At 70.7% G+C, this 23,577-nt stretch carries 20 protein-coding genes, 2 tRNA genes and 1 pseudogene; 18 read left to right on the top strand and 5 right to left on the bottom strand.

Annotated elements, in window-relative coordinates; genetic code table 11:
• Window positions 1–173 precede the first annotated feature (173 nt).
• Entirely contained in the window at window positions 174–1,334 is a 1,161-nt protein-coding gene (locus ACFZCP_RS19625; RefSeq protein WP_391428330.1) for a glycosyltransferase, read from the top strand.
• 70 nt (window positions 1,335–1,404) lie between these two features.
• Here ACFZCP_RS19625 and ACFZCP_RS19620 read toward each other — a convergent pair whose 3' ends face one another.
• Window positions 1,405–2,802, bottom strand: coding sequence for a polysaccharide pyruvyl transferase family protein (locus tag ACFZCP_RS19620; protein WP_391428281.1), 1,398 nt, complete (start codon window positions 2,800–2,802; stop codon window positions 1,405–1,407).
• Window positions 2,803–3,035: 233 nt separating this feature from the next.
• Here ACFZCP_RS19620 and proB point away from each other — a divergent pair, with 233 nt between their 5' ends.
• The 5 genes from proB (at window position 3,036) to ACFZCP_RS19595 (ending at window position 8,142) form a co-directional block, all read left to right on the top strand.
• Window positions 3,036–4,142 (top strand): glutamate 5-kinase, encoded by a 1,107-nt coding sequence (proB, locus tag ACFZCP_RS19615; protein WP_391428329.1) that lies wholly within the window; start codon window positions 3,036–3,038, stop codon window positions 4,140–4,142.
• A 158-nt stretch (window positions 4,143–4,300) separates the two neighbouring features.
• Window positions 4,301–4,735, top strand: coding sequence for a hypothetical protein (locus ACFZCP_RS19610; protein WP_361130753.1), 435 nt, complete (start codon window positions 4,301–4,303; stop codon window positions 4,733–4,735).
• 269 nt (window positions 4,736–5,004) lie between these two features.
• Window positions 5,005–6,291 (top strand): glutamate-5-semialdehyde dehydrogenase, encoded by a 1,287-nt coding sequence (locus tag ACFZCP_RS19605; RefSeq protein WP_391428280.1) that lies wholly within the window; start codon window positions 5,005–5,007, stop codon window positions 6,289–6,291.
• 118 nt (window positions 6,292–6,409) lie between these two features.
• Window positions 6,410–6,982, top strand: coding sequence for a hypothetical protein (locus tag ACFZCP_RS19600; RefSeq protein WP_391428279.1), 573 nt, complete (start codon window positions 6,410–6,412; stop codon window positions 6,980–6,982).
• 89 nt (window positions 6,983–7,071) lie between these two features.
• Entirely contained in the window at window positions 7,072–8,142 is a 1,071-nt protein-coding gene (locus ACFZCP_RS19595; protein ID WP_391428278.1) for a hypothetical protein, read from the top strand.
• 346 nt (window positions 8,143–8,488) lie between these two features.
• Here ACFZCP_RS19595 and ACFZCP_RS19590 read toward each other — a convergent pair whose 3' ends face one another.
• On the bottom strand, window positions 8,489–9,601 hold the full coding sequence (locus tag ACFZCP_RS19590) for a M48 family metalloprotease (protein WP_391428277.1): 1,113 nt from the start codon (window positions 9,599–9,601) through the stop codon (window positions 8,489–8,491).
• A gap of 102 nt (window positions 9,602–9,703) precedes the next feature.
• Here ACFZCP_RS19590 and ACFZCP_RS19585 point away from each other — a divergent pair, with 102 nt between their 5' ends.
• From ACFZCP_RS19585 to ACFZCP_RS19540, 10 genes and pseudogenes are all read left to right on the top strand, one after another.
• Window positions 9,704–9,868, top strand: coding sequence for a hypothetical protein (locus ACFZCP_RS19585; RefSeq protein WP_362697557.1), 165 nt, complete (start codon window positions 9,704–9,706; stop codon window positions 9,866–9,868).
• A gap of 143 nt (window positions 9,869–10,011) precedes the next feature.
• Entirely contained in the window at window positions 10,012–10,176 is a 165-nt protein-coding gene (locus ACFZCP_RS19580) for a hypothetical protein (RefSeq protein WP_362697554.1), read from the top strand.
• Window positions 10,177–10,232: 56 nt separating this feature from the next.
• Complete coding sequence (gene nadD / locus ACFZCP_RS19575; RefSeq protein ID WP_391428276.1) at window positions 10,233–10,958, top strand: nicotinate-nucleotide adenylyltransferase; 726 nt, start codon at window positions 10,233–10,235, stop codon at window positions 10,956–10,958.
• Between the two features lie 17 nt (window positions 10,959–10,975).
• On the top strand, window positions 10,976–12,697 hold the full coding sequence (locus ACFZCP_RS19570; protein ID WP_391428275.1) for a LytR C-terminal domain-containing protein: 1,722 nt from the start codon (window positions 10,976–10,978) through the stop codon (window positions 12,695–12,697).
• A 102-nt stretch (window positions 12,698–12,799) separates the two neighbouring features.
• The gene (rsfS, locus tag ACFZCP_RS19565) at window positions 12,800–13,243 is read left to right on the top strand and encodes a ribosome silencing factor (protein ID WP_391428274.1); all 444 of its coding nucleotides are present in this window, start codon (window positions 12,800–12,802) and stop codon (window positions 13,241–13,243) included.
• Window positions 13,243–13,911 (top strand): histidine phosphatase family protein, encoded by a 669-nt coding sequence (locus ACFZCP_RS19560; protein ID WP_391428273.1) that lies wholly within the window; start codon window positions 13,243–13,245, stop codon window positions 13,909–13,911. Before rsfS ends, ACFZCP_RS19560 begins: the two co-directional genes overlap by 1 nt.
• Window positions 13,912–14,018: 107 nt before the next feature.
• A tRNA-Ala gene (locus tag ACFZCP_RS19555) sits at window positions 14,019–14,091 on the top strand.
• Between the two features lie 750 nt (window positions 14,092–14,841).
• Window positions 14,842–15,192 (top strand): annotated as a pseudogene (locus ACFZCP_RS19550) (MFS transporter); the annotation flags it as partial.
• 68 nt (window positions 15,193–15,260) lie between these two features.
• Window positions 15,261–15,434 carry a hypothetical protein gene (locus tag ACFZCP_RS19545; protein WP_107407407.1) on the top strand — a complete coding sequence of 58 codons (174 nt, stop codon included), beginning with the start codon at window positions 15,261–15,263 and terminating at the stop codon, window positions 15,432–15,434.
• Between the two features lie 3 nt (window positions 15,435–15,437).
• Window positions 15,438–15,671, top strand: coding sequence for a hypothetical protein (locus tag ACFZCP_RS19540; RefSeq protein ID WP_006136074.1), 234 nt, complete (start codon window positions 15,438–15,440; stop codon window positions 15,669–15,671).
• Here the strand turns inward: ACFZCP_RS19540 and ACFZCP_RS19535 are convergent.
• Complete coding sequence (locus tag ACFZCP_RS19535; protein ID WP_391428272.1) at window positions 15,661–16,872, bottom strand: glycosyltransferase 87 family protein; 1,212 nt, start codon at window positions 16,870–16,872, stop codon at window positions 15,661–15,663. The two genes, ACFZCP_RS19540 and ACFZCP_RS19535, sit on opposite strands and share 11 nt — an antisense overlap.
• A gap of 139 nt (window positions 16,873–17,011) precedes the next feature.
• Between ACFZCP_RS19535 and ACFZCP_RS19530 the strand changes: the two genes are divergently transcribed.
• A tRNA-Ala gene (locus ACFZCP_RS19530) sits at window positions 17,012–17,084 on the top strand.
• Window positions 17,085–17,216: 132 nt separating this feature from the next.
• Here ACFZCP_RS19530 and ACFZCP_RS19525 read toward each other — a convergent pair.
• The gene (locus tag ACFZCP_RS19525; RefSeq protein WP_391428271.1) at window positions 17,217–18,827 is read right to left on the bottom strand and encodes an NADH-ubiquinone oxidoreductase-F iron-sulfur binding region domain-containing protein; all 1,611 of its coding nucleotides are present in this window, start codon (window positions 18,825–18,827) and stop codon (window positions 17,217–17,219) included.
• The gene (locus ACFZCP_RS19520) at window positions 18,824–20,083 is read right to left on the bottom strand and encodes a cytochrome b/b6 domain-containing protein (protein ID WP_391428328.1); all 1,260 of its coding nucleotides are present in this window, start codon (window positions 20,081–20,083) and stop codon (window positions 18,824–18,826) included. Before ACFZCP_RS19520 ends, ACFZCP_RS19525 begins: the two co-directional genes overlap by 4 nt.
• A 523-nt stretch (window positions 20,084–20,606) precedes the next feature.
• On the opposite strand from ACFZCP_RS19520, the gene leuS reads away from it, so the two are divergent.
• Window positions 20,607–23,480: a leucine--tRNA ligase gene (gene leuS / locus ACFZCP_RS19515; RefSeq protein WP_391428270.1), complete on the top strand. Its 2,874-nt coding sequence runs from the start codon at window positions 20,607–20,609 to the stop codon at window positions 23,478–23,480.
• Window positions 23,481–23,577 lie beyond the last annotated feature (97 nt).

Raw genomic sequence — 23,577 nt, 5'->3', positions numbered from 1 at the left:
CTTTGTGTGACGTCTGCCACTCATCACCCTGCGTGGGGCAACCGCTTCCTTCGGGAGTCCGTCTAACAAATTGCGATTGAGGCGATACGGGGTAAATATTCCGTTGACAAGGGGGAAACGTGACCGTCGTGACGCAGCCTGATGTGAGTGTGATCATCGGGGCGTACGAAGCGATGCCGTACCTGGTCGAGTGCCTGGCCTCCGTCGAGGCGCAGACCATCGACGCGGCCCGCCTGGAGGTCATCGCGGTCGACGACGGCTCGACGGACGGTACGGGGGAGTACCTGGAGGAGTTCGCGGCCCGCGCCCCCATGCCGGTCACCGTCATCCGCCAGAAGAACTCCGGGGGCCCCAGCGGCCCCCGCAACGTCGGCATCGGCAAGGCCGCCGGGCGCTACGTCTTCTTCCTCGACGCCGACGACCGGCTCGGGCCCGAGGCCCTGGAGCGCATGGTCGCCATGGGCGACAAGAACGGCACCGACGTGGTGCTCGGCAAGGTCGAGGGCATCAACCGCACCGCGCCGAAGTCGATGTGGGGCAAGACGCTGGACCGTACCGACGTCTTCTCCTCCAACATCAAGTTCACCCTCAGCGCCCAGAAGCTGTTCCGCCGCGCGCTGCTGGAGAAGCACGGCATGCGCTTCGACGAGTCCCTGTGGACCGGCGAGGACGCGCTGTTCACGCTGGAGGCCTATCTGCGGGCCGACGGCGTCTCCGTGGTCGCCGACTACCCCTGCTACTACCTGGTCGGCCGCGACGACGGCAAGCACGTGACGAAGACCGGCAGTTACACGCTCCGCTTCGACTCCGCGCGCGCCCTGATGAAGCTGATCGAGGACATGGTCCCGGCCGGGCCGAAGCGCGACACCCTCATGATCCGGCCCTTCCTCATCACCCTGCTGCCGCAGTTCGGGCCCAAGTTCCTCACGGACAGCGAAGAGGTCCGCCGGCACAAGTTCGAGCTGGCCAAGCCGCTGATGGACGCCTACTGGACGCCCGGGGTGGCCCGTGGCCTGAAGGTCCACGAACGGCTCCGGCTGCACCTGGTGGCGCTGCAGCGGGCCGACCTGCTGCTGGACGTCGTGAAGTTCGTCAAGTCCAAGAAGCAGGCAGCCGCCATCCTGGAGAAGCGCGGCACCCGCGTCTACCTCGTCTACCCGCACTTCCGGTCCAAGCAGGCCGGCATCCCCGACGACATCTACCTCGCCGAGCCCCGCGAGGCCCGCACCTTCCACGGGTACCGCGAGGCCGCCGCCAACTCCTTCCTGCGCCGGGCCCTGCGCAAGGCCCGCCGGACGCTGTCGGCCAGGAAGTTCAAGGCGGCGGCGGCCTGATCGCCCGCGACAACGGCGGCTCGGCCGCCCGGCACAGCTGCGGTCCGACGGCTCGCCGCTGTCCGGGGGCTCACTGTCTGCCCGACTGCAGGGCCCGCCGCAGCGGCCGGCCCACCACCCGGCGGGCGCGCCGGTAGACGGAGGCGGCGGGCGCCGGGAGGGCGTCCTTGGCCTTCCTGGCCCGCGCCAGCTCCCGCTTCAGCCGGGCGTTGTCCTGCGTCAGTCCACCGACCTGGCTGTGCAGCCAGCCGAACCGGCTGCTGAGAGAGGCCAGGTCGGTGTCGTTCCACGGGCGCACACCCGGCGGGAACGGCAGCGACCGCATCCGCTCCTCGAAGGCCGCGCCGCCGTCGCCGTGCGTGAAGGTGTTCGGCAGGCCGTTCTCGTCCAGGAAGGCCGTGAACCGCTCGAAGCGCTCCGCATGACCGCCCGTCAGCCCCCCGAGGTCCGCCTGCTCGTACAGCCGCGCCGGGTCCGCCGCCTCGGGGTCCCTCGCGACCCGGTCGAGGCGCAGATGCGGGATCTCGAAGTAGCGGCACAGCTCCAGCGTGCGCGAGTCGCCGCACAGCACCGTCGCGGGCGTTCCCGCGAGCAGCGCCGCGATGTTGCCGTGGATGCGGGAGCCGAAGGAGAAGTCGAAGGAGCGCAGGTCGTCGATCCAGGTGACCGGGTCGACGTACACCCGCACCTTGCCCTCCCGGTACATCGGGTGGTCCGGGTGCGTCGGCATCGCGGTCACCCGGGCGTTCGGGTCCGTCAGGTCCCGCCAGTGCAGCTGCCGTGCGTCGCTGAGGTTCTGGCCGATGAAGTGCAGGTCCGGGTAGCGCTCGCGGGTACGGGCGATGATCTTGCCGAGCCCCTGCTTCTGCACCGCGCCGTGCGAGCCGTTGACCGCGATCCGGGACCCGGCCGTCACCCCGGGCACCCGCTTGCGCACGGCCAGGACACGGCCGTGCAGGAACAGCGACGGGCAGCCGATGACCTCCACGTCCCGGAATCCGAGGTCCTTCAGGTACTGCTCGGTGAACTCGCCCCGCACGCCGATCGAGGCGCTGCGGTCCAGCACCGCCGAGCAGAACGCGCGCACGGACTCCTCCATGGGCCTCAGCCGTGCCGGGTCGTGGTTCACGCCGGTCTGCGCGCCGACGCCCGGCACCACCACGGGGATCCGCAGCCTGCCGATCAGCCGGGTCAGCCGCTTCAGCCCGCCCTCGAACGACGGGCGGAAGGCGTTGGCCAGCGGGACGACGAACGCGTCGTACTCCTCGTTGATCCGCGCGACCGCGGTCACGTCCGCGGCCATGCCGTTCGAGACGACCTCGGTGCCCGGTGTCTCAAGGATCTTGTGCGCGGCATCACTGAAGACCAGATTGCCCGCGTTCGTGGCGATGACGTCCCGGTGCAGAGCATCTTCGATCGTCAGGACGTCGTAGGGGCTCTTGCCGGATCTGAGCAGAATGCGCTTCACGGGGCGAACGGCAGGAGACACAAAATTCAACTTGTATTTAGCAGAGTTTTACTTCCCATAAGCAACCAACGCAACCTTTTTGCCATACGCGAACCGTGAGCAAACGACTACGCCTCGCTTGTCCGGGAGATGGACCGGCGCGCACCGCACGGCCCACTTCGCGTAGATTGCCGCACAGGCAGCCGGATGCGCGTGAGGGGACTTCAGGCAAGGTGGCAAGGGCAAGGCAGGCCGTGGGCGAGGCCCGCAGGATCGTCGTCAAGGTGGGCTCCTCGTCGCTGACCACCGCCGCGGGCGGCCTGGACGCCGACCGCGTCGACGCGCTGGTCGACGGCCTCGCCAAGATCCGCAGCGGCGGGGAGAGGGAGATCGTCCTCGTCTCCTCGGGCGCCATCGCGGCCGGACTCGCCCCGCTGGGCCTGCGCCGCCGCCCCAAGGACCTGGCCCGCCAGCAGGCCGCCGCCAGCGTCGGCCAGGGCCTGCTCGTGGCCCGCTACACCGCCTCCTTCGCCCGCTACGGCGTCCGCGTCGGCCAAGTCCTGCTCACCAGCGACGACATGAGCCGCCGCGCCCACCACCGCAACGCCTCCCGCACCCTCGACAAGCTGCTCGCGATGGGCGCCTTCCCCATCGTCAACGAGAACGACACCGTCGCCACCGACGAGATCCGCTTCGGCGACAACGACCGCCTCGCCTCCCTCGTCGCCCACCTCGTCCATGCCGACCTGCTGGTCCTCCTGTCCGACATCGACGGCGTCTACGACGGCGACCCCGGCAAGCCGGGCACCTCCCGGATAGCCGAGGTGCGCGGCCCCGAGGACCTCGCCGGGGTCGAGATCGGCAGCGCGGGCAAGGCCGGCGTCGGCACCGGCGGCATGGTCACCAAGGTCGAGGCCGCCCGGATCGCGGCCGCCGCGGGCATCCCGGTGGTGCTCACCAGCGCCGTCCATGCGGCGGAGGCGCTCTCCGGCGGGGACACGGGCACCTACTTCCACCCCACCGGCAAGCGTTCCGCCGACCGGCTGCTGTGGCTCCAGCACGCCTCGACACCGCAGGGCTCCCTCACCCTGGACGACGGCGCCGTCCGCGCGGTCGTCCAGCGGCGCACCTCGCTGCTGCCCGCCGGGATCGCCGCGGTGGAGGGCGAGTTCAGCGCCGGCGACCCCGTCGAGCTGCGCGACAGCACCGGACGTGCGGTCGCCCGCGGGCTCGTCAACTTCGATGCCAAGGAGATCCCCCAGCTGATCGGGCGTTCGACCCGGGAGCTGGCACGCGAGCTGGGCCCCGCGTACGAACGCGAGGTCGTACACAGGGACGACCTGGTACTCCTGCACCCGTAACTCCCGTCAAACCGACGGTAAATCGGGGCGTATGGAGCGCCCCGGTGGGGGACGTTCCGTAAAACCGCCACGCGGAACCCTGCGGCCTGCTCAACTTTGAGTCAGAGCATGTTGCCGGGACACGCTCCGTCAAGGGGCGTTGCGTGAAGGAGGCCGTCGTGAGACGAGTGCGCCCTGGGGCGGCGTCCCGCGGTGCTCTGACGAGCGTCGCGGCCGGGGACACCTACCAGGACTACGAGGAGCCCAAGGACCTGCCCCGCCTGTGGCACGTCACCCTCAGCGTCTCCGGCCAGAAGGTCGCGCTGCCGGACCTGCGGCGCGCCCTGGAACAGCTCGCCCACGACCACCCCTTCCTGCTGACCAGCAGATACGCGAGCGACCACGCGGAGATCCGGTACTGGGAAGAGGCCCGCGACCTGCACGACGCCGCCGCCGTCGCGCTGCGCCTGTGGGGCGAGCACCGGCAGAGCGCCGGACTGCCGCCCTGGGAGATCGTCGGCCTGGAGGTCATCGACCGCGAGACCTACCACCAGCGCATCGCCGACGGCTACGGCCCCGCGCCCGCGACACCCGTGGGCGTGCATCCGTTCTGAAACCGCAAGGCTGCGTCCTTTCCGCCGGGGGCATGTCTCTGATTCCTGCCGGAGTGCGCCTCTGGTTCTGGCTGGAGCGCGCCTCTGGCTCTGGCCGGGGTCTGCCTCTGGCTCCGGCCGGGGCGAGCTCTGATTCCGGCCGGGGCGAGCTCTGATTCCGACCGGGGCGATCGTTCGGATGCACAGCGGCAGGGATCCGTCCCTTTTGCCCCGTCTCGCGGTGTGGGACGACGGCTGAACCGCCCCGCACCGCGCACTACCCTTCCCCCATGACCACGCTCTCGCCGTACGACTCGATGTCCCCGGTCACCCAGGCCGCCTACCGGGCCAAGGCCGCAGCCGCCGACCTCGCGCCGCTCCCGCGCGCCGTGAAGGACGACGCGCTGCTCGCCATCGCGGACGCCCTGGAGGTCCGGACCGTCGAGATCGTCGAGGCCAACGCCAAGGACGTGGCCAAGGCCCGGGCGGCCGGCACCAGCGAGGCCATCGTCGACCGGCTCACCCTCACCCCCGAGCGGGTCCGCGCCATCGCCTCCGACGTCCGCGACGTCGTGAAGCTGCCCGACCCGGTCGGCGAGGTCGTCCGCGGCTCCACCCTCCCCAACGGCATCGACCTGCGTCAGGTCCGCGTCCCGCTCGGCGTGGTCGGCATCATCTACGAGGCCCGCCCGAACGTGACGGTGGACGCCGCCGCCCTCTGCCTGAAGTCCGGGAACGCGGTGCTGCTGCGCGGCTCGGCCTCCGCGTACGAGTCGAACACCGCGCTGGTCCGGGTGATCCGGGACGCGGTGGGCGGGGCCGGGCTGCCTGCCGACGCCGTGCAGCTGGTGCCGGGGGAGAGCCGCGAGTCCGTGCGCGAGCTGATGCGTGCCCGCGGCCTGGTCGACGTCCTCATCCCGCGCGGCGGCGCCTCCCTGATCCGGACCGTGGTCAGCGAGTCCACCGTCCCCGTCATCGAGACCGGCACCGGCAACTGCCACGTCTACGTCGACGCGGCGGCCGACCTCGACATGGCGATCGACATCCTGATCAACTCCAAGGCGCAGCGGGTCAGCGTCTGCAACGCCGCCGAGACCCTCCTGGTCCACCAGGACATCGCCCCCGAGTTCCTGCCGCGCGCCCTCGACGCCCTCGCCGAGGCCGGGGTGACCGTGCACGCCGACGAGCGGGTCCTCGCCCACGCCAAGGACTCCAAGGCCACCGTGGTCGAGGCGACCCCGGAGGACTGGGAGACCGAGTACCTCTCCCACGACATCGCCGCCGCGGTCGTCGACTCGCTGGACAAGGCGGTCGAGCACATCCGGCTGTGGACCTCCGGCCACACCGAGGCCATCGTCACCACCTCCCAGCAGGCCGCCCGCCGCTTCACCCAGCTGGTCGACTCCACCACCGTCGCCGTGAACGCCTCCACCCGCTTCACCGACGGCGGCCAGTTCGGCTTCGGCGCCGAGATCGGCATCTCCACCCAGAAGCTGCACGCCCGCGGCCCCATGGGCCTGCCGGAGCTGACCAGCACGAAGTACATCGTCACCGGCGACGGGCACGTACGCCGCTGAATCACCCGTTCGGGCCAGCGGCCCCCGCCTGGCCGGTTCGTCCGAAAAGGCGTCTCACCTGACGGATGAATTTCCATACCGTCTGCCCAAATTGACCCCTCAGGTCTACTCTGGATCCGTGCCGGAGGACGTGGGGGGCACGCCGTTCCCTGACGGCTGGGAGCCCGACGACGACCACGACCGCGGGGTGTCGGACGAAGAGTTCGCCTCCGTGGTCTTCGACGAGGCCTTCGTGCGTGCGGCCGTGGTGCACGAGCCGACCGCGGTCGAACGCCTCCTGGCCGCCGCGCAGGCCAGGGCCGAGGCCTCCGAGGCAGAGGCCCGCCGCGCCCGCGCCCGAGGCGAGCACTACGACGACGGGTACGTCCCCGAGGGAACCGGTTTTGGCCAAGATCGGGACGACGACGAGCTGGACGACACCTACGCCCTCGACGACCACCGCGGCCCCTTCGGGCCCTACGGCAAACAGGTCCGCTGGCACCGGCCCGTCGCCTGGGTGCTCGCCGTCGTGATGGGGATCGGCATGGTCGCGCTGGCCTTCGCAGCCGTCTACCGGGGCACCTCCTCGGGCACCCGCGACCGGGTTCCCGCCCCCGCCTCGACGGGCCTGGAACAGGGCACTGTCGCAGCCCCCTCCGTTTCCGCCGACACGTCCCAGCCGGCGGTCTCCGCGACACCGAGAACGCCCTGAACGCCCCAGCGCACTTCTGGTGAGAACCTGTCAGAAGTTGTCGGGTAGCGGGGCGTTTACCTGAGGCCTGCGAGACCTACTCTGAAAGTATGGGCGGGCCTGGAGACCCACCGGAGGGGACACCCGAGGGCGGCCCCGGTGGTGCGGAGGACGAGTACCGATCCGTCGTGTTCGACGAATCGTTCGTCCGCGCTGCCCGGCTCCAGGAGTTCTCCGCGCAGGAGCGCATGGCCGACCACACGCCCGCCGTCCGCCGTCGCCCGCCCCTGCACCGGGGGCTGACCCGGCAGCTCCTGATCCTCGCCGTGCTGATCGCCGTCGCCTTCGGCACCGCGATCTACATGGGCGTGCGCCACCCCTACGGCTCCCCGCAGGCCCGGCGCTCCGCGGAGCCGCTGCGGATGAGCGTCATCCCGCTCGCCCCGCAGGGCAGGGTGCCCGGATCCACCGACGCCGAGTCCCTGTACGCGCACAGCCCCGCCGCCGAGTTCGAGGTGGGCGCCGCGGGCATTCCCCTGCCCGCCACCCGCAGCACCGCGCACTTCTCCGACAGCCAGGTCACGTCCGCCCTGAGCAGCGCCAGGAACTATCTCGTCCGCTCCTCCCTCGACCCCGACGTGCTCGCCGGACGCCAGGTCCGCTCCGCCCGGTCCCTGATCGATGCCGACCAGCTCGACCAGTTCGACCAGAGCTTTGACCGCCCGGCGGCGGACGGCCGGCACAGCGCCACCGGCTGGGTGGTCCGCCTCGACCCCTCCCGCGCCCGGCTGGCCGACGACAGGATCCGGGTCCAGGGCACCCTGCAGGCCACCGAGACCGACTCGGCCACGCTGGAGGTCAGCGCCGACACGATCTTCGTCTACGCGCTGCGCCCGGCCGGCGCCACCGCCGACGCCCCGGTGTCCCTGTTCACCGTCCGCCGTCGGCTGACCTTCCGCTTCGACCGCGACAACCTGCGCGTGGGCCAGCTCCAGCTGGCCGGCTCGTACGCCCAGGCGGGCCCCCTGTCCTGCTCCGAGGACGCCACGTCCTACCTCCGCCCCCTCCTCTTCGGCCAGACGGCCCGCACCGGCGCCCCCGCCGGCACCAACCCCTTCGCGACGGACAGCGCGGCGTCCCTGTGCGGGACGCTCTCCACCGACGCCCAGCCGACGGGGTGAGAGCCGATGCTCAGCCGCCCGGGTGTGAGCCGAAGCCCGGCGATCGGGTGAGAGCCGGCGCCCGGCCGACAGGGTGATTGCGCCGGGCGCTGGGTCGGGCAGCCGGTTCCGGCGGTGGGCGGCTCGGCCGAGTGCGTGAGAGGCCCGCCGTACCGCTCCTGGTGGGACGACGGCGCGCTCTGCGGCCCCTTGCGGCCCGGGGTGACTCGGACGGCGCGGACAGGCGCCTCGGGCGGGCTGGAGGCGTGCGCCGGGCGGCTCTGGCGGGCTGGGGGATGGGACGGGCGGCTCCGGCGGGCTGAGGGCGTGGGGCGGTGGTGTCCCGCCCGCAGCCCGCCGTCGGCCTCTACTCCTCGTCGTCCCGGTGCTCCGTGTCCTGGGACTCCGCGTCCCGGGGACCGTCCTTCGGGGGAGCCGGGCTGGTGAAGCCGTTGAAGCCGCGGCGGACCCGGCCGCCCAGGCCTCCGGCGCCCCCCGCTATGTCCGTGACCAGCTTCATCAGCGGGTCCTTGGAGCTCTTCACATCGGTGGCATAGCTCGAGGCGGACTCGCGGAAGGAGTCGCCGACCGAGGTGTCCTTGTCCTCGCTGCGCCGCGGGTAGTGCCCGTCCATGATCCGCTGGAAGTCCCGGGACTCGGACCACTTCTTCAGCTCGGCCGCCCGGACGGTGGTGAAGGGGTGCGAACGGGGCAGCACGTTCAGGATCTTCAGCACGGAGTCCCGCAGGTCGCCGCCGGAGTCGTACTCCTCGGCCTGCTCCAGGAAGGCGTCCACGTTCATCTCGTGCAGGTGGTTGCCGCCCGCGATCTTCATCAGCCCTCGCATCGAGGCCTGGACGTCCTGCCCCACCAGCAGCCCCGCCCGGTCCGCGGACAGCTCCGACTTGCGGAACCACTCCCGCAGCGCCGCCACGAGCGCCATGATCGCGAAATTGCCGAGCGGAATCCAGGCGACCTTCAGCGCCAGGGTGGTCAGGAACAGCAGGATGGTGCGGTACACCGCGTGCCCGGACAGGGCGTGTCCCACCTCGTGCCCGACGACCGCCCGCATCTCCTCCTCGTCGAGCAGCTCGACCAGCCCCGTGGTGACCACGATGATCGGCTCGTCCAGGCCGATGCACATCGCGTTCGGCTGCGGATCCTGCGTGACGTACATCGGCGGGACCTTCTCCAGGTCCAGGATGTAACAGGCGTCCCGCAGCATGTCGTTCAGGTGCGAGAACTGCCGCTCCGAGACCCTCACCGAGTCGGACAGGAACAGCAGCCTCAGGCTCCGCTCCGGAAGCAACCCGCTCAGCGCCTTGAAGACGGTGTCGAATCCGCTCAGCTTGCGCAGCGCCACCAGGGCCGACCGGTCGGCCGGGTGCTCGTACGCGCGCGAGGAGATCCCCGGGAAGCGCCTGCGCTGCCTGCTCGGCACGCGCTCGTGCCCGGTCTGCTCGCGGCCGTCGTCGGACATGTCTTCCCCCATGTGCGTGTGAGTGCCACTGTGCCCCCGAGACAGGGGCCAGCCTAGGCGGAGATACCGTGGACGGGCAGTACAGCCGAAGGAGTCCACGCCATGGAGCACCACCCCCCAGCCACCTGGCTGACCGAGGCCGCCACGAGTGCCGTCCAGCAGCACGGGGCGGGAAACCTGCTCCGCATCGTCCTGATCGTGATGTTCCTTGGGTGCGCACTGACCGCATGGTTCCTGCTGCGCGGCTACAAGCAGAAGGACGACTGACGGGGAGGGAAAGTTCCCCGTCCCCGGCCGTCACGCGGTCCGCGCCCGCCCCAACGGCGGAGTCGGCGTGATCGCCGCGGGGCCGCCCGCATACGATGAGCCGACGTCTTTATCCCGCCCTCACGCGATAGGTCCTGCCGAAGATGAGCTTCCACAGCGCCGCTGCCCAGTTGGTCACCCTCGCCGCCGAGGGCGAGGAACACGGCGGCCACCACAACAGCCTGAACCCGGCCATCACCGGCGGCAGCGCCTTCGTCATCCTGCTGCTGCTCCTGTGGATCACCACCCGCTTCAACCGCGACCGCTGACCCCTGACCCCGTCCCCGGCCGGGGCCCTCAGACCGGGCCGGTAGGGTCTGCATGCATGGGAGAGCAGGACATGCCTACCGGTCCGGCGAACGAGACGGCCGCACACGCCGCCGACGCCGCTCACTTGGCCGACCCGGCGGCCGGCACGGCGCGCACGCCGGTGTACGGACCGGGCAGCGGCCCCGCCCACCTGGGCAAGCGCCGCCTCGGCGTCATGGGCGGCACGTTCGACCCGATCCACCACGGGCACCTCGTGGCGGCCAGTGAGGTCGCCGCGCAGTTCCAGCTGGACGAGGTGGTCTTCGTGCCCACCGGCCAGCCGTGGCAGAAGTCCCACCGCAAGGTCTCCCCGGCCGAGGACCGGTACCTGATGACGGTCATCGCGACCGCCGAGAACCCGCAGTTCTCCGTCAGCCGCATCGACATCGACCGCGGCGGCCCCACCTACACCGTGGACACCCTGCGCGACCTGCGCGCCCTCAACCCCGACACGGACCTCTTCTTCATCACCGGTGCCGACGCCCTCGCCCAGCTGCTGACCTGGCGGGACTCGGAGGAGCTGTTCTCCCTGGCGCACTTCATCGGCGTCACGCGCCCCGGCCACCACCTGACCGACCCCGGCCTGCCGGAAGGCGGCGTCTCGCCCGTCGAGGTGCCGGCGCTCGCCATCTCCTCCACGGACTGCCGTGCGAGAGTCGCCAAGGGCGAGCCCATCTGGTACATGGTGCCGGACGGAGTCGTGCGCTACATCGACAAGCGCGAGCTGTACCGCGGCGAGTGAGCCGAGAGGGGCTACCGGTGAACGACCGATACGACGCGGGGTACGGGAACGACCAGTACGAACTCGTCGGCTACGACGAGTACGGACAGCCCGTGTACCGGCAGGTACCTGCCCAGCAGCCGCAGCAGCAGACATACGACCCGTACACCCAGCAGGGCTACGGCTACGACCCGTACGCCACGGGCGGGCAGCAGACCACGCCGTCCTACGACCCCTACGACACGGGCCAACAGCCTCCCGCCGCGCCCCCGTACGACTCCTACGGCTCCCAGGCCCCCTACGACCCGTACGGCACCGGCACCCAGGGCACGTCCGCCGCGTACGACCCCTACGGCCAGACGGCCACCAGTGGCCGGCAGCCGCGGGTCGCCGAGCAGACCGCCCACATCCCCCAGCAGGCCGGTCCGGCCGAGGAGGCCCGGTCCCCGCAGGAGCCCGGGGAGGAGGCGGCCCCGGGCGACCGGGACTACCACACCGAGCAGTTCGCGTTCGTGGAGGAGCCGGACGGCGACTCCGAGGACGTCATCGACTGGCTGAAGTTCACCGAGAACCGCACCGAGCGCCGCGAAGAGGCACGCCGCCGCGCCCGCAGCCGGATCATCGCCCTCCTCGTCGTCCTCGCGCTCGTCGCCGTCGGCGGCGTCGGCTACCTCTGGTACGCCGGGAAGCTGCCCGGCCTGTCCTCCTCCGGATCCAAGCAGGGCACGGCGGCATCGGGAGGCGCCCAGAAGCGCGATGTGATCGTCGTCCACCTGCACAACACCGGCAAGGGCGGCACCTCGACGGCGCTGCTGGTCGACAACACGACCACCAAGCAGGGCACGACGGTCCTGCTGCCCAACTCTCTCGCGCTGAGCGACGACGACGGCTCCACCACGACCCTCGCCAAGTCGGTCGACGGCGACGGCGCCTCCGGCACCCGCGACCAGCTGGACACCGTCCTCGGCACCAACATCCAGGGCACCTGGCGGCTGGACACCCCGTACCTGCAGAACCTCGTCGACATCGTCGGCAACATCGACGTCGACACCAACGCCGACGTCCCCGACCCGGACGCCAAGAAGAAGGGCTCCTCCCCGCTCGTCCACCAGGGCAAGGCCCAGACCCTCAGCGGCAAGATGGCCGTCGCCTACGCCACCTACCGCGCCGCCGGCGAGTCCCAGAACGCGCAGCTGGAGCGGTTCGGCCAGGTCATGCAGGGCGTGCTGCGCAAGGTCTCCTCCAGTGCCGCGGACGCCACGGTCACCGTCCAGACCCTCGCGCAGATCCTCGACCCGCCGCTGACCGACAAGGACCTCGGCGCCTTCCTCGCCAGGCTCGCCGACCTCGCCAAGGGCGGCGAGTACAAGACGGCCCTGCTGCCGGTGGGGTCCGACGGCACACTGAGCGCGAAGACGAGCGACAGCGTGGTCAAGGACATCCTCGGCGGCACCGCCAAGAGCCCCGACGCGGGCTCCGCGGTCCGGGTCTCCGTCCAGAACGCCACCGGTGTGAAAGACGACACAGAGAAGGCCCGCGTGGTGCTCCTCAACGGCGGCTTCACCTTCCTGGAGGGCGGCACCGCGCCCGGCGCCCGGGCCACCTCCCAGGTGCTGTACTCCGATGCCGCCGCCAAGGCGAACGCCGCCGAGGTCGCCAAGACCCTGGGCCTGCCTGCCGCCGCCGTGACCAAGGGCACCGTCTCCTCCGGGGCCGATGTGTCGGTCGTCCTCGGCCGTGACTACAGGCCCTCGTCCTGACAGCGTTCCGGGCACCCCACGTGCTGCCGTAATCACGTGGGGTGCGCCGGGCGGTCCGTGAGACCCTTGTCGTCAAGTGACCGCCTGACGGAAAGCCATGTAGTGACCGCCACTGACCGTTCCCTTGAGCTCATCAACTCCGCCGCCCAGGCAGCGGCCGACAAGCTCGCCCACGACGTCATCGCCTACGACGTCAGCGACGTGCTGTCGATCACGGACGCATTCCTGCTGGCCTCGGCGCCGAACGACCGCCAGGTCAAGGCGATCGTCGACGAGATCGAGGAGCGCCTGCAGAAGGACCTGGGCGCCAAGCCGGTACGCCGCGAGGGCGACCGCGACTCCCGCTGGATCCTGCTCGACTACGTCGACATCGTCGTGCACGTCCAGCACAGCGAGGAGCGGGTCTTCTACGCCCTGGAGCGGCTGTGGAAGGACTGCCCCGAGATCGAACTGCCCGCCGAGGCCAAGGCCACCCGCGGCAAGGCCGAGGAGCACGCCAAGCTGCAGGCCGCCGAGGCCGCCGACGAGCCGGGCGGGGAGTGGTGATGTGCCCCACCGGTGAGGTGAGCGACCGCAGTGGCCGGGGCCGCCGCGTCATCCTGTGGCGGCACGGCCAGACCTCGTGGAACGTGGAGCGCCGCTTCCAGGGCACCACGGACGTCGAGCTGACCGAGACCGGTATCGGCCAGGCCCGCCGGGCCGCGCGCCTGCTGGCCTCCCTGGGCCCCGACGCGATCGTCTCCTCGGACCTCCAGCGGGCGGCGCACACGGCCGCCGAGCTGGCCGCCCTCACCGGTCTCGACATCGTCCGCGAGGAGGGGCTGCGCGAGACCTACGCGGGCGTCTGGCAGGGGCTGACCCACGAGGAGATCATCGCCCGCTACGGCGAGCAGTACGCCGCCTGGAAGCGCGGCGAGGCGGTCCGCCGCGGCGGCGGCGAACTGGAGACCGAGGTCGCCGACCGAGCCGCTCCCGTCGTGCTGCGGCACGCCGAGAAGCTGCCCGAGGACGGCACCCTCGTGGTGGTCAGCCACGGCGGCACCATCCGCACCACGATCGGCCGTCTCCTCGGCCTGGAGGCCGGCCACTGGGAGAGCCTCGGCGGCCTCTCCAACTGCTGCTGGTCCGTGCTCGGCGAGGGCGCCCGCGGCTGGCGCCTGCTGGAGCACAACGCGGGCACCCTCCCGGAGCCCGTCCTCGGCGACGACGACTGAGCCACCGAAGCGCCCGCCGTTTCCGGCCACGGGACCCGGATTTCACTTTCCGGCAGGTCACAGGCTAAAGTTCTTCTTGTTCGCCCCGCTGAGCGGGAAGAACACCAGGGGCTATAGCTCAGTTGGTAGAGCGCCTGCATGGCATGCAGGAGGTCAGGAGTTCAATTCTCCTTAGCTCCACTGGTCGACACTCTGTTGAGTTGTCAAAGATCGGTGATGAAGATCCCGTCCCCTCAGGGGGCGGGATTTTCTGCATTCCATTGCCGGACGACCTCCGCCGCCGCCTCCTCCTCCTCCTCCTCCGGCGGCCACAGGCGCTGTCTCCGCCCCCTCCCTCAGCGACGCGACCTTCATGCGCGCGTCCTCGTCCGCCGGTATGCAGACGACGATCCGGCACTCGGGCATCCCGTCGATGGACAGCGACTGCGAGGTCATCCGCAACTCGCCCAGCAGAAAGGCGGCCAGCTCCGGCCTGCGGCGTTGTGTCGTCGTCCCCATCGTCGTCTCCCCCGTACCCCGTCGTCCCGTCCCCATCGTCGGCAGCGGGACCCGGCTCTGCCAGGTGCTGCCGCTACCAGCATCGGCGGGCACTCGGCGCCCGTACCGAACCGTCGTCAGGCTCGGCGCCATGACGACGACACCCCGAACCGGGCCGAGTCCCGCACCCGTTCCGAACCCTGCGATCAGTGAAGCACTCGCCACTGACAGTGAGGAATCCACCGTCGGCAGTGAGGCATCCGCTACCGGCGGGGGATAATTCCCGCCACAGGCAGCGCTCCCGGTGTCACTCACAGTGAAACACCCGCCACTGACATCAAGCCCCGGTTGCTGCTCGGGGTCCTGCTCGCCGCCCTGTTCATGGCCGCCCTCGACGTCTTCATCGTGAACGTCGCGGCCCCGACCATCGGTTCCGGTGCGGTGTCCGCGGCCGTGGTGGGCCTCGCCTTCCACGGCGGCGGCGACAGGGGAGCGCTGCTGTACGCGGGGTACGCCGGTGTGGGGATCGGGCTCGCGCTCGCCTTCAGCCCGACGCTCACCGGGACGCTGGGCACCGTGCGGCCCGAGGACGCGGCGGACGCCAGCGGGCTGCTGGCAACGGTCGTCCAGCTCGGTCAGCTGATCGGCGTGGCTGCATTCGGCACACTGTTCCTGAACCGGCTTGAGTCACTGGGCGCCCTGCGGGCGTATACCTCTGCGGAGGCGTTCTCGGTGTGCGCCTGGGCACTGGCCGGAACGGCCGCAGCGGGGGCCGTGTCCGGACTGGTACTGAGGCGTCGCTGACCGTATTGGTCCAGCCGTGGCAGAATCAAACGGCCGGAAGGGGGCGCGGCCCGACGGGAGGAGTAGCGATGCCTGCGAGCATCCTTGAGGAGGGCGGCCACCTCCTCGGTGCGGCGTTGATACGGGACACGGCGACCCGGCTCAGCTGCCCTTCCTGCGGTTCCGCGCATGTGGCCCAGGTCCTCGGTGACAACGGCGGAATTTCCTACGTGTGCACGGCCTGCGGCCACAGCTGGAGCTGATCGATGGGTGCACACAGGCGAAAGTGCGACTGGTGCGGGAGTGGTACGCCGATCGTCCGTGACATGGAGCCGATCAATCCCGACTATCAGTACTGGTGCGAGGAATGCGCGCGGGCGCTGATCATAAAGGGCGACCCGATCGAGACCTACCGTGAGCTGGAGGGCGAGCCGATCTACGGTCGCCTGCTCGAAGAGCACTGCACGCTCAAGAGGTTCTACTCCTTCGTCACTGCTTGATCCGGTCCTGACCGCTGCCCGGGTCCGGCAACGATGTCCGAGCCAGCACGAGGAACAGCGCGGCGGCCGCCCCGTAGAGAGCCGACACGGTCAACTGACCGCCGTTCTCGTGCAGTTCGGGCTGCCCGCTGCCGTGCGGCACCCACCAGGGGGCGTACGAGGAGAAGACCAGCGCCGTGGCCAGGGCGGCCGCCCGGTATCCGCGTGTCCACAGAAGCAGCACCAGGGGCACGCACCACACCCAGTGGTGGGTCCACGACACCGGACTGACCAGCAGTGCGGTGACCGCACAGGCGCACACGGCCCAGGGCCGCCGCCCCCGCAGCTCCGCCGCCACCGCCACGGCGAGCCCCAGGGCGGCCACCACGGCCGCGGAAGCCGCCCAAAGGGCTCCCGGGTCGGGCGTGTGCAGCGCGCGGGCCAGGACGCCGCGCAGGGCCTGGTTGGCGGTGCCCTCGGCGTGCCCGGCCCGGTCGGCCCGGAACACCATGCCCGTCCAGAACCGCCACGAGTCGTCCGGCAGGACGGCCGCCGCCAGCAGCGTCGCCGCGGTGAACGCCGTGGCCGCCCCGCGCGCGTGCCGCAGCCACGGCCCCGCGTCCCCGCCCCGCAGGCGGGCCGTGACGCCCGCGGCGAGCAGGAACACCGGGAACAGGGCGGGCGTCAGCTTGACCGCAGCGGCGAGGCCCAGCCCCGCCCCGGCCCAGCGGTCGCACCCCGGGGCGGGCCGGCGGGACAGGTCCCACAGCACGAGAGCGGCCACCAGCAGGTTGACCTGGCCGTAGCGCAGGGTCGTCCACACCGGCTCGCACCACACGGACACCGCCGCGACCCACCAGACGGTCTCCACGCGCGCGTGGCCGACGAGTTTCAGCGACAGCCGTACGAACACCACCAGGAGGGCGAGGTTCCCGGCCGTCGCCAGCAATCGCAGGGCCACGATGCCCGGCAGGGTCAGCACGGTGAACAGCAGGGCGGCGAACGGCGGGTAGGTCGTGGGCAGGTGCGCGGTGGTCGCCCGCAGGGCGTACAGGTCGCCTCCCGCCCGGACGGTGGCCCCCTCGGCCCGGTACACCATCAGGTCGATCATCGACACGTGCGCGGCCCGCTGCGCCAGCCAGAACACCATGAACGACACCAGGCACGCACCCAGGGCCACGGACACCCGGCGCCGGGCTCCGGAGAACGCGATCACGGTCACGAAAGCCGACATTAGTGCCCGTATGAGAGCAGAGCGGAAACCGATTTGGTGAAGCACCCCTGGGACCGTGTAATGTTGGCGTCGCCGCCGGGGAAACCGGGCGGAACAGGGAGCAAGCGGTTCGGCCGCTTGATCGCGAGGGGCTATAGCTCAGTTGGTAGAGCGCCTGCATGGCATGCAGGAGGTCAGGAGTTCAATTCTCCTTAGCTCCACACAAATCGAGGGCGGACCATCCGAATGGATGGTCCGCCCTCGACGTGTTTCCAGGGAGTGTGGCCCCGATGCGTCCGGGCGACGGCGGGTCACCCGTGCCCGGGTGACCCGCCGTCGTGGGCGTCGTGGGCTCAGCGTCCGAGCGCGCGGCGGCCGCGGCCCTGGGAGACGACCGGAAGGTTGCGCGACGGCGCCTGTCCGCGCGTGTCCTCCTCGATGCGCAGCGCGAGCGCCGGGCAGCGGCGCACCGCGCGCAGCGCCTTCGCCTCCGCGTAGCGCGGCACCTGTGCCTGCGCCACGGTCGGGAAGCCGTCCGCGCCGAGTTCGAAGACCTCCGGGAGGATGTCCGCGCACAGGCCGTGGCCCCGGCACAGCGTCCAGTCGACGTAGATCTTCTGGCGGCTGGAGCCGGTCTCCTCGGACTCCTGGCCGCCCGCGATGCCCGCGGGGGACCTGCCTCCCTCGAAGAGCGGCAGAACGCCCTCCACGGGCCGTCCGCAGCCGTTTCCGAGGACATGGGCGGCCAGGTCGTCGGTGAACGCCTTGATGGTCGACTCCAGGAACATCGCGGAGCCGTCGGGGTGTGAACACGCCCCCCGTCGCTTCACGTTCTTCGCGACCTGCTTGAGCGCCTCCAGGGCGGCCGGTCCGCCGCCGTTGAGGATGTCTTCCATGCCGCGCGCGGCGGCGGGCAGTCCGAGGTAGCAGGGGCCGCACTGGCCGGCGCTCTCCTCGGCCAGCCACTGCGCCACCCGCAGCGACTCGCCCAGCGGGCAGGTCTCCTGAGTGATCGGCAGGATCGCGCCCGCGCCGAGCGAGCCGCCCACCGCGTCCAGGGAGTTGCGGGAGACGATCGCCTCGTTGACCGTGGCCGCGTCGATCCACTTGCCGTGGTAGCCGCCGGTCAGCACGCCCTGCGGCACCGGCGGCGCGCCGGCCAGCTGCAGGACGTAGCGCAGCGGCACGCCCGTGGGGACCTCCAGCACCATCGGACGGGCGACCGCGCCGGAGACCGTCAGCATGACGGTCCCCGGCTCGTCGTACAGACCGGTGTTGCCGTACCGCTCGGGGCCGATGCGGGCAGCGATGGCCAGCTGGGCGAAGGTCTCCGCGTTCGACAGCAGCGTGGGCGCCCCGCCGACCCCGCTCTGCGACGCGCTGATCTTGCGGCCGGGCGGGATCGCCGGGCCGCCGTCGACCGAGCGGATCAGCGATGCGGCGGCGCCGGTGACCATGCGCACGGGGTTGCGCTGCACCCATGCGCGCAGCGCCGACCTGCGGCTGTTGCTCAGGCCCCGCTCGGCGAGCGCGGCCTCCATGGAGCGCTGGGTGGACTCCCGGGTGACCCCGATGACGAGCGTGCGGGCACCGAGGGCCTCGGCGCACAGCAGGGCGCCGTCCAGGATGAGGTGCGGGGCACGGTTGATGAGCACCGTGTCCTTGCGGCAGGCCGGTTCGTCCTCACTGCCGTTGACGACGACGACCGGCCGGACCCCGCGCTTGATCGCGGACTCGGCGACCGAGCGCAGCTTCTTGTGGAAGGGGAAGCCGGCGCCGCCGCGACCCTTGAGGTTGATGGCTTCTGCCAGCTGGGCGAGCTGTTCGCCGCCCAGCGGATCGAGCGGCCCGTGCACCTTCAGGTGCATCGGCAGGTCGAGCCGCTCCACAAGGTCGAAACCCGACGTGAGCTGAGGAAGTCCGACCACGCGGACTTCCGGGACGTCGGGCAGGGCCTCGTTCACCTATAGCCTCCGGAAGGCATGTTCCAAGGTTCGCCCGAACCCGGCGCGTCGAACGAGGCGCCGGGGGATGGTTCAGTGGCGGGACCGCTGTTGAACGTGTCACCCGAGTTGTACGACCCGTAGAGGGGGTTCGTCTCACCGGTGTCGTACATGTCACTCCCGCCGTACCCGCCGGCGCCCGAATTGCCATAGACGGGGATGTTGTATCCGGTGTCCTGGAGCGGGTCGTACGCCGACGGCGGGGCCTCGCCGACCGGCGGCGGGGAGGGGATCGGCCAGCTGCCCGAGGTGCTGGAGGTGCCGTCCACGCGCGGCACGGCCTCCGTCGCCTGCAGATCGAACGGCATGTCCATGCGCGCGGTCTGGCCGGCCGCGAACGGCTGCTGGGGGCGGCCCGGAGTGGACACCGCCCGGTAGGCCGCCGCGAAGCCGCTCGCGGGCTCGGCCGCCGCGGGCGTGTCGTACGAGGCTGCTGCGGGCGTGTCGTACGAGGCTGTCGCGGGGGACGCCGCCCCGTTCGCGAACGACGGCTCGGCGGAGCGGCGGCTCTCGAAGCCCGGCAGCGCGGACGAGGTCTCCGCCCGCCGGGCCCGGCTCGCGTCCAGGTCCTCCAGGCCCTGCCGCTCCTCGGTGCCGATGATCGCGACGATCCGGTCGGCGACCTTGCGCTTGAACGGGCGCGGCGCGGCCCGCAGGGCGAGCGCGGCCATGATTCCGACCAGGCACAGCTCGTAGGACACCATGAAGAACGTCTTCGCCGGGCGCCCCGCGAACAGGCCGTGGACCAGCGCCGCGCACAGGGCCGGGTAGGCCAGCATGTGCATGGCACGCCAGCGCGCCGCCACCGGTGCCGGGGAGGCGAACTGGTTGCGCAGCGCGCCGGTGACACCCACGAAGATCATGAGCAGGCCGGCCAGCGAGCCGAGGCCGATCAGTCCTGCGCTGCCCTTGACACCGAGGCTGAAGGGGATCAGCGCGGCGATCAGGACGGTGTGCCCCAGTGCCACCTTGATCGTGATGTGTACCAGGAGGAAGGCGATCGAGGCCACGGCGAGCACCCGGTGGATGCCCTGGGCGACGATCCGCTGACGGGTGTTGAGGATGAGCCGGTCCTGGGTGACCAGACCCCAGATCACCGAGCTGGTGAGGCTGACGAGCGACAGGACGCCCGCACCGAAGTTCAGGAAGTCCTGCAGCCAGCCGCCTCCGTACACCACCACCACGGGTATGAGCAGCAGGACGACAGCGGTCACCACTCCATAGGCCGAGCGGCCCGGTTTGGGGAGTGAGCTGTTACTACGACGAGGGTTCATGGGGGCAACTCCGAGCAGTTTCGGGAAAGCGGTCCCGCTGCCGAACTCTAGGTGGAGCCATACCGATCAGTACGAGGTTTGAGTTATTGCGTTGTTATCAAAGGACAATCCGACTGAGTCCATGTCCCTTAGTGGCTGTTACGCGAAGTAATCTTTGACCTTCGTTCAGTTCTGGTCGGGTTCGTGGCATGTCCACAAGGCATACGGAAGCGCGTCGCGGCTTGCTCAAGGCCCACGGGAGCGCGTCCCGGCTTTGTTCAGGGCCCACGGAAGTGCGTCGCGGCTGGCGCGAGGCCTGCGGTACCCTATCGCCATGCGTGCCGTACGCCTTCTGCTTAGCGGGCCGCGCTGATCAGTCCCGACCACCGGTTCCGGCCGGGTGGTCGGCATCGGCGCGGCGTCCCCTCCTGTGTGAGGGGCTTTTTCATTTCCGCAGGCAGAGACGATCGATGGAGCTTTGAGGATCATGAGCGAGACGAACCCCGCTGCCAGCGCCGAGGTGGCCGCGCCGCACCGCTACACGGCCGCCATGGCCGCCGAGATCGAGGCACGCTGGCAGGACTTCTGGGACGCCGACGGCACCTACGCCGCCCCGAATCCGAAGGGTGACCTGGCCGGCGACCCCGAGCTGGTCGCGAAGCCCAAGAAGTTCATCATGGACATGTTCCCGTACCCCTCGGGCGCGGGCCTGCACGTCGGCCACCCGCTGGGCTACATCGCCACGGACGTCTACGCCCGGTTCCAGCGCATGACCGGCCACAACGTCCTGCACACCCTGGGCTTCGACGCCTTCGGCCTGCCCGCCGAGCAGTACGCGGTGCAGACCGGCACGCACCCGCGGGTGTCCACCGAGGCCAACATCGAGAACATGAAGTCCCAGCTGCGCCGGCTGGGCCTGGGCCACGACAAGCGCCGGTCGTTCGCCACGATCGACCCGGACTACTACAAGTGGACCCAGTGGATCTTCCTGCAGATCTTCAATTCCTGGTACGACGGCGAGGCGAAGAAGGCCCGCCCGATCTCCGAGCTGATCGCACAGTTCGAGTCCGGTGAGCGGGCGGTTCCGGGCGTCACGCGCGCGTGGAGCGAGCTGAGCGGCGCCGAGCGCGCCGAGGTCCTGGGCGAGTACCGCCTGGCCTACGCCTCCGACGCGCCGGTCAACTGGTGCCCCGGCCTGGGCACCGTGCTGGCCAACGAGGAGGTCACCGCCGACGGTCGCTCCGAGCGCGGCAACTACCCGGTCTTCAAGGCCAAGCTGCGCCAGTGGAACATGCGCATCACCGCCTACGCCGACCGGCTGCTGGACGACCTGGAGGCGCTGGACTGGCCCGAGGCCATCAAGCTGCAGCAGCGCAACTGGATCGGCCGCTCCGAGGGCGCCCGCGTCGACTTCCCGATCGACGGTGAGCGCATCACGGTCTTCACCACGCGTCCGGACACGCTGTTCGGCGCGACCTACATGGTGCTGGCCCCCGAGCACCCGCTGGTCGAGAAGTTCACCCCGACCGCCTGGCCGGAGGGCACCCACGAGGTGTGGACCGGCGGTCACGCGACCCCGGCCGACGCCGTCGCCGCCTACCGCGCGCAGGCCGCCTCCAAGTCGGACGTGGAGCGCCAGGCCGAGGCCAAGGACAAGACCGGCGTCTTCATCGGCGCGTACGCCACCAACCCGGTCAACGGCGAGAAGGTCCCGGTCTTCATCGCCGACTACGTCCTGATGGGCTACGGCACCGGTGCCATCATGGCCGTCCCGGCGGGCGACCAGCGCGACTTCGAGTTCGCGCGCGCCTTCGAGCTGCCGATCCACTGCATCGTCGAGCCGACCGACGGCCGGGGCACCGACACGTCCACCTGGGAGGACGCCTTCGCGTCGTACGACGCGAAGATCATCAACTCGTCCAACGACGACATCTCCCTGGACGGCCTGGGCGTCGCCGAGGCAAAGGCCCGCATCACCGAGTGGCTGCAGAGCAAGGGCATCGGCGAGGGCACCGTCAACTTCCGGCTGCGCGACTGGCTGTTCAGCCGCCAGCGCTACTGGGGCGAGCCCTTCCCCATCGTCTACGACGAGGAGGGCGTCGCCCACGCGCTGCCCGAGTCGATGCTGCCGCTGGAGCTGCCGGAGGTCGAGGACTACAGCCCCCGCACCTTCGACCCGGACGACGCGAACACCCAGCCCGAGACCCCCCTGTCGCGCAACGAGGACTGGGTCGACGTCACCCTGGACCTGGGCGACGGGCCGAAGAAGTACCGCCGCGAGACCAACACCATGCCCAACTGGGCCGGGTCCTGCTGGTACGAGCTGCGCTACCTGGACCCGCACAACGGCGAGAAGCTGGTCGACCCCGAGATCGAGCAGTACTGGATGGGCCCGCGCGAGGGCCAGCCGCACGGCGGTGTCGACCTGTACGTCGGCGGCGCCGAGCACGCCGTGCTGCACCTGCTGTACGCGCGCTTCTGGTCCAAGGTCCTGTACGACCTGGGACACGTCTCCTCCGCGGAGCCGTTCCACAAGCTGTTCAACCAGGGCATGATCCAGGCCTACGTCTACCGCGACAGCCGTGGCATCGCGGTGCCGGCCGCCGAGGTGGAGGAGCGCGACGGCGCCTACTACTACCAGGGCGAGAAGGTCACCCGTCTGCTGGGGAAGATGGGCAAGTCCCTGAAGAACGCGGTCACTCCGGACGAGATCGCCGCCGAGTACGGTGCCGACACGCTGCGCCTGTACGAGATGGCGATGGGCCCGCTGGACGTCTCCCGGCCCTGGGACACGCGCGCGGTGGTCGGCCAGTTCCGGCTGCTGCAGCGGCTGTGGCGCAACACCGTCGACGAGAGCACCGGCGAGGTCACCGTCACCGATGCCGAGCCCGACGAGGAGACGCTGCGTGCCCTGCACAAGGCGATCGACGGGGTGCGTCAGGACCTGGAAGGCCTGCGCTTCAACACCGCGATCGCCAAGGTCACCGAGCTGAACAACCACCTGACCAAGGCCGGTGGAGCGGTGTCGCGCCCGGTCGCCGAGGCGCTGGTGCTGATGGTCGCCCCGCTGGCCCCGCACATCGCCGAGGAACTGTGGCGCAGGCTGGGCCACACCGACTCCGTCGTCCACCGGGACTTCCCGGTCGCGGACCCGCAGTACGTGGTGGACGAGACCGTGACCTGTGTCGTGCAGATCAAGGGCAAGGTCAAGGCCCGGCTGGAGGTGCCGCCGGCGATCTCCGAGGAGGAGCTGGAGAAGGTGGCGCTGGCCGACGAGAAGGTCGTCGCGGCGCTGGACGGCGCGGGCATCCGCAAGGTGATCGTGCGGGCGCCGAAGCTGGTGAACATCGTTCCGGCGTAAGCACGGCAACGCTTCGGGGCGCCGGGGTCACCCCGCGTCGGGGTAGTCCCCTACGGGCAGGTTCGGGGTTTTTCTGGAACCCCGGGCCTGCCCGCCG

The organism is Streptomyces sp. NPDC007971 (genome assembly GCF_042958635.1).
GTDB lineage: Bacteria > Actinomycetota > Actinomycetes > Streptomycetales > Streptomycetaceae > Streptomyces.
Note: the sequence above shows the minus strand (reverse complement) of the source record. Positions and strands in the feature narration are given on the sequence as shown.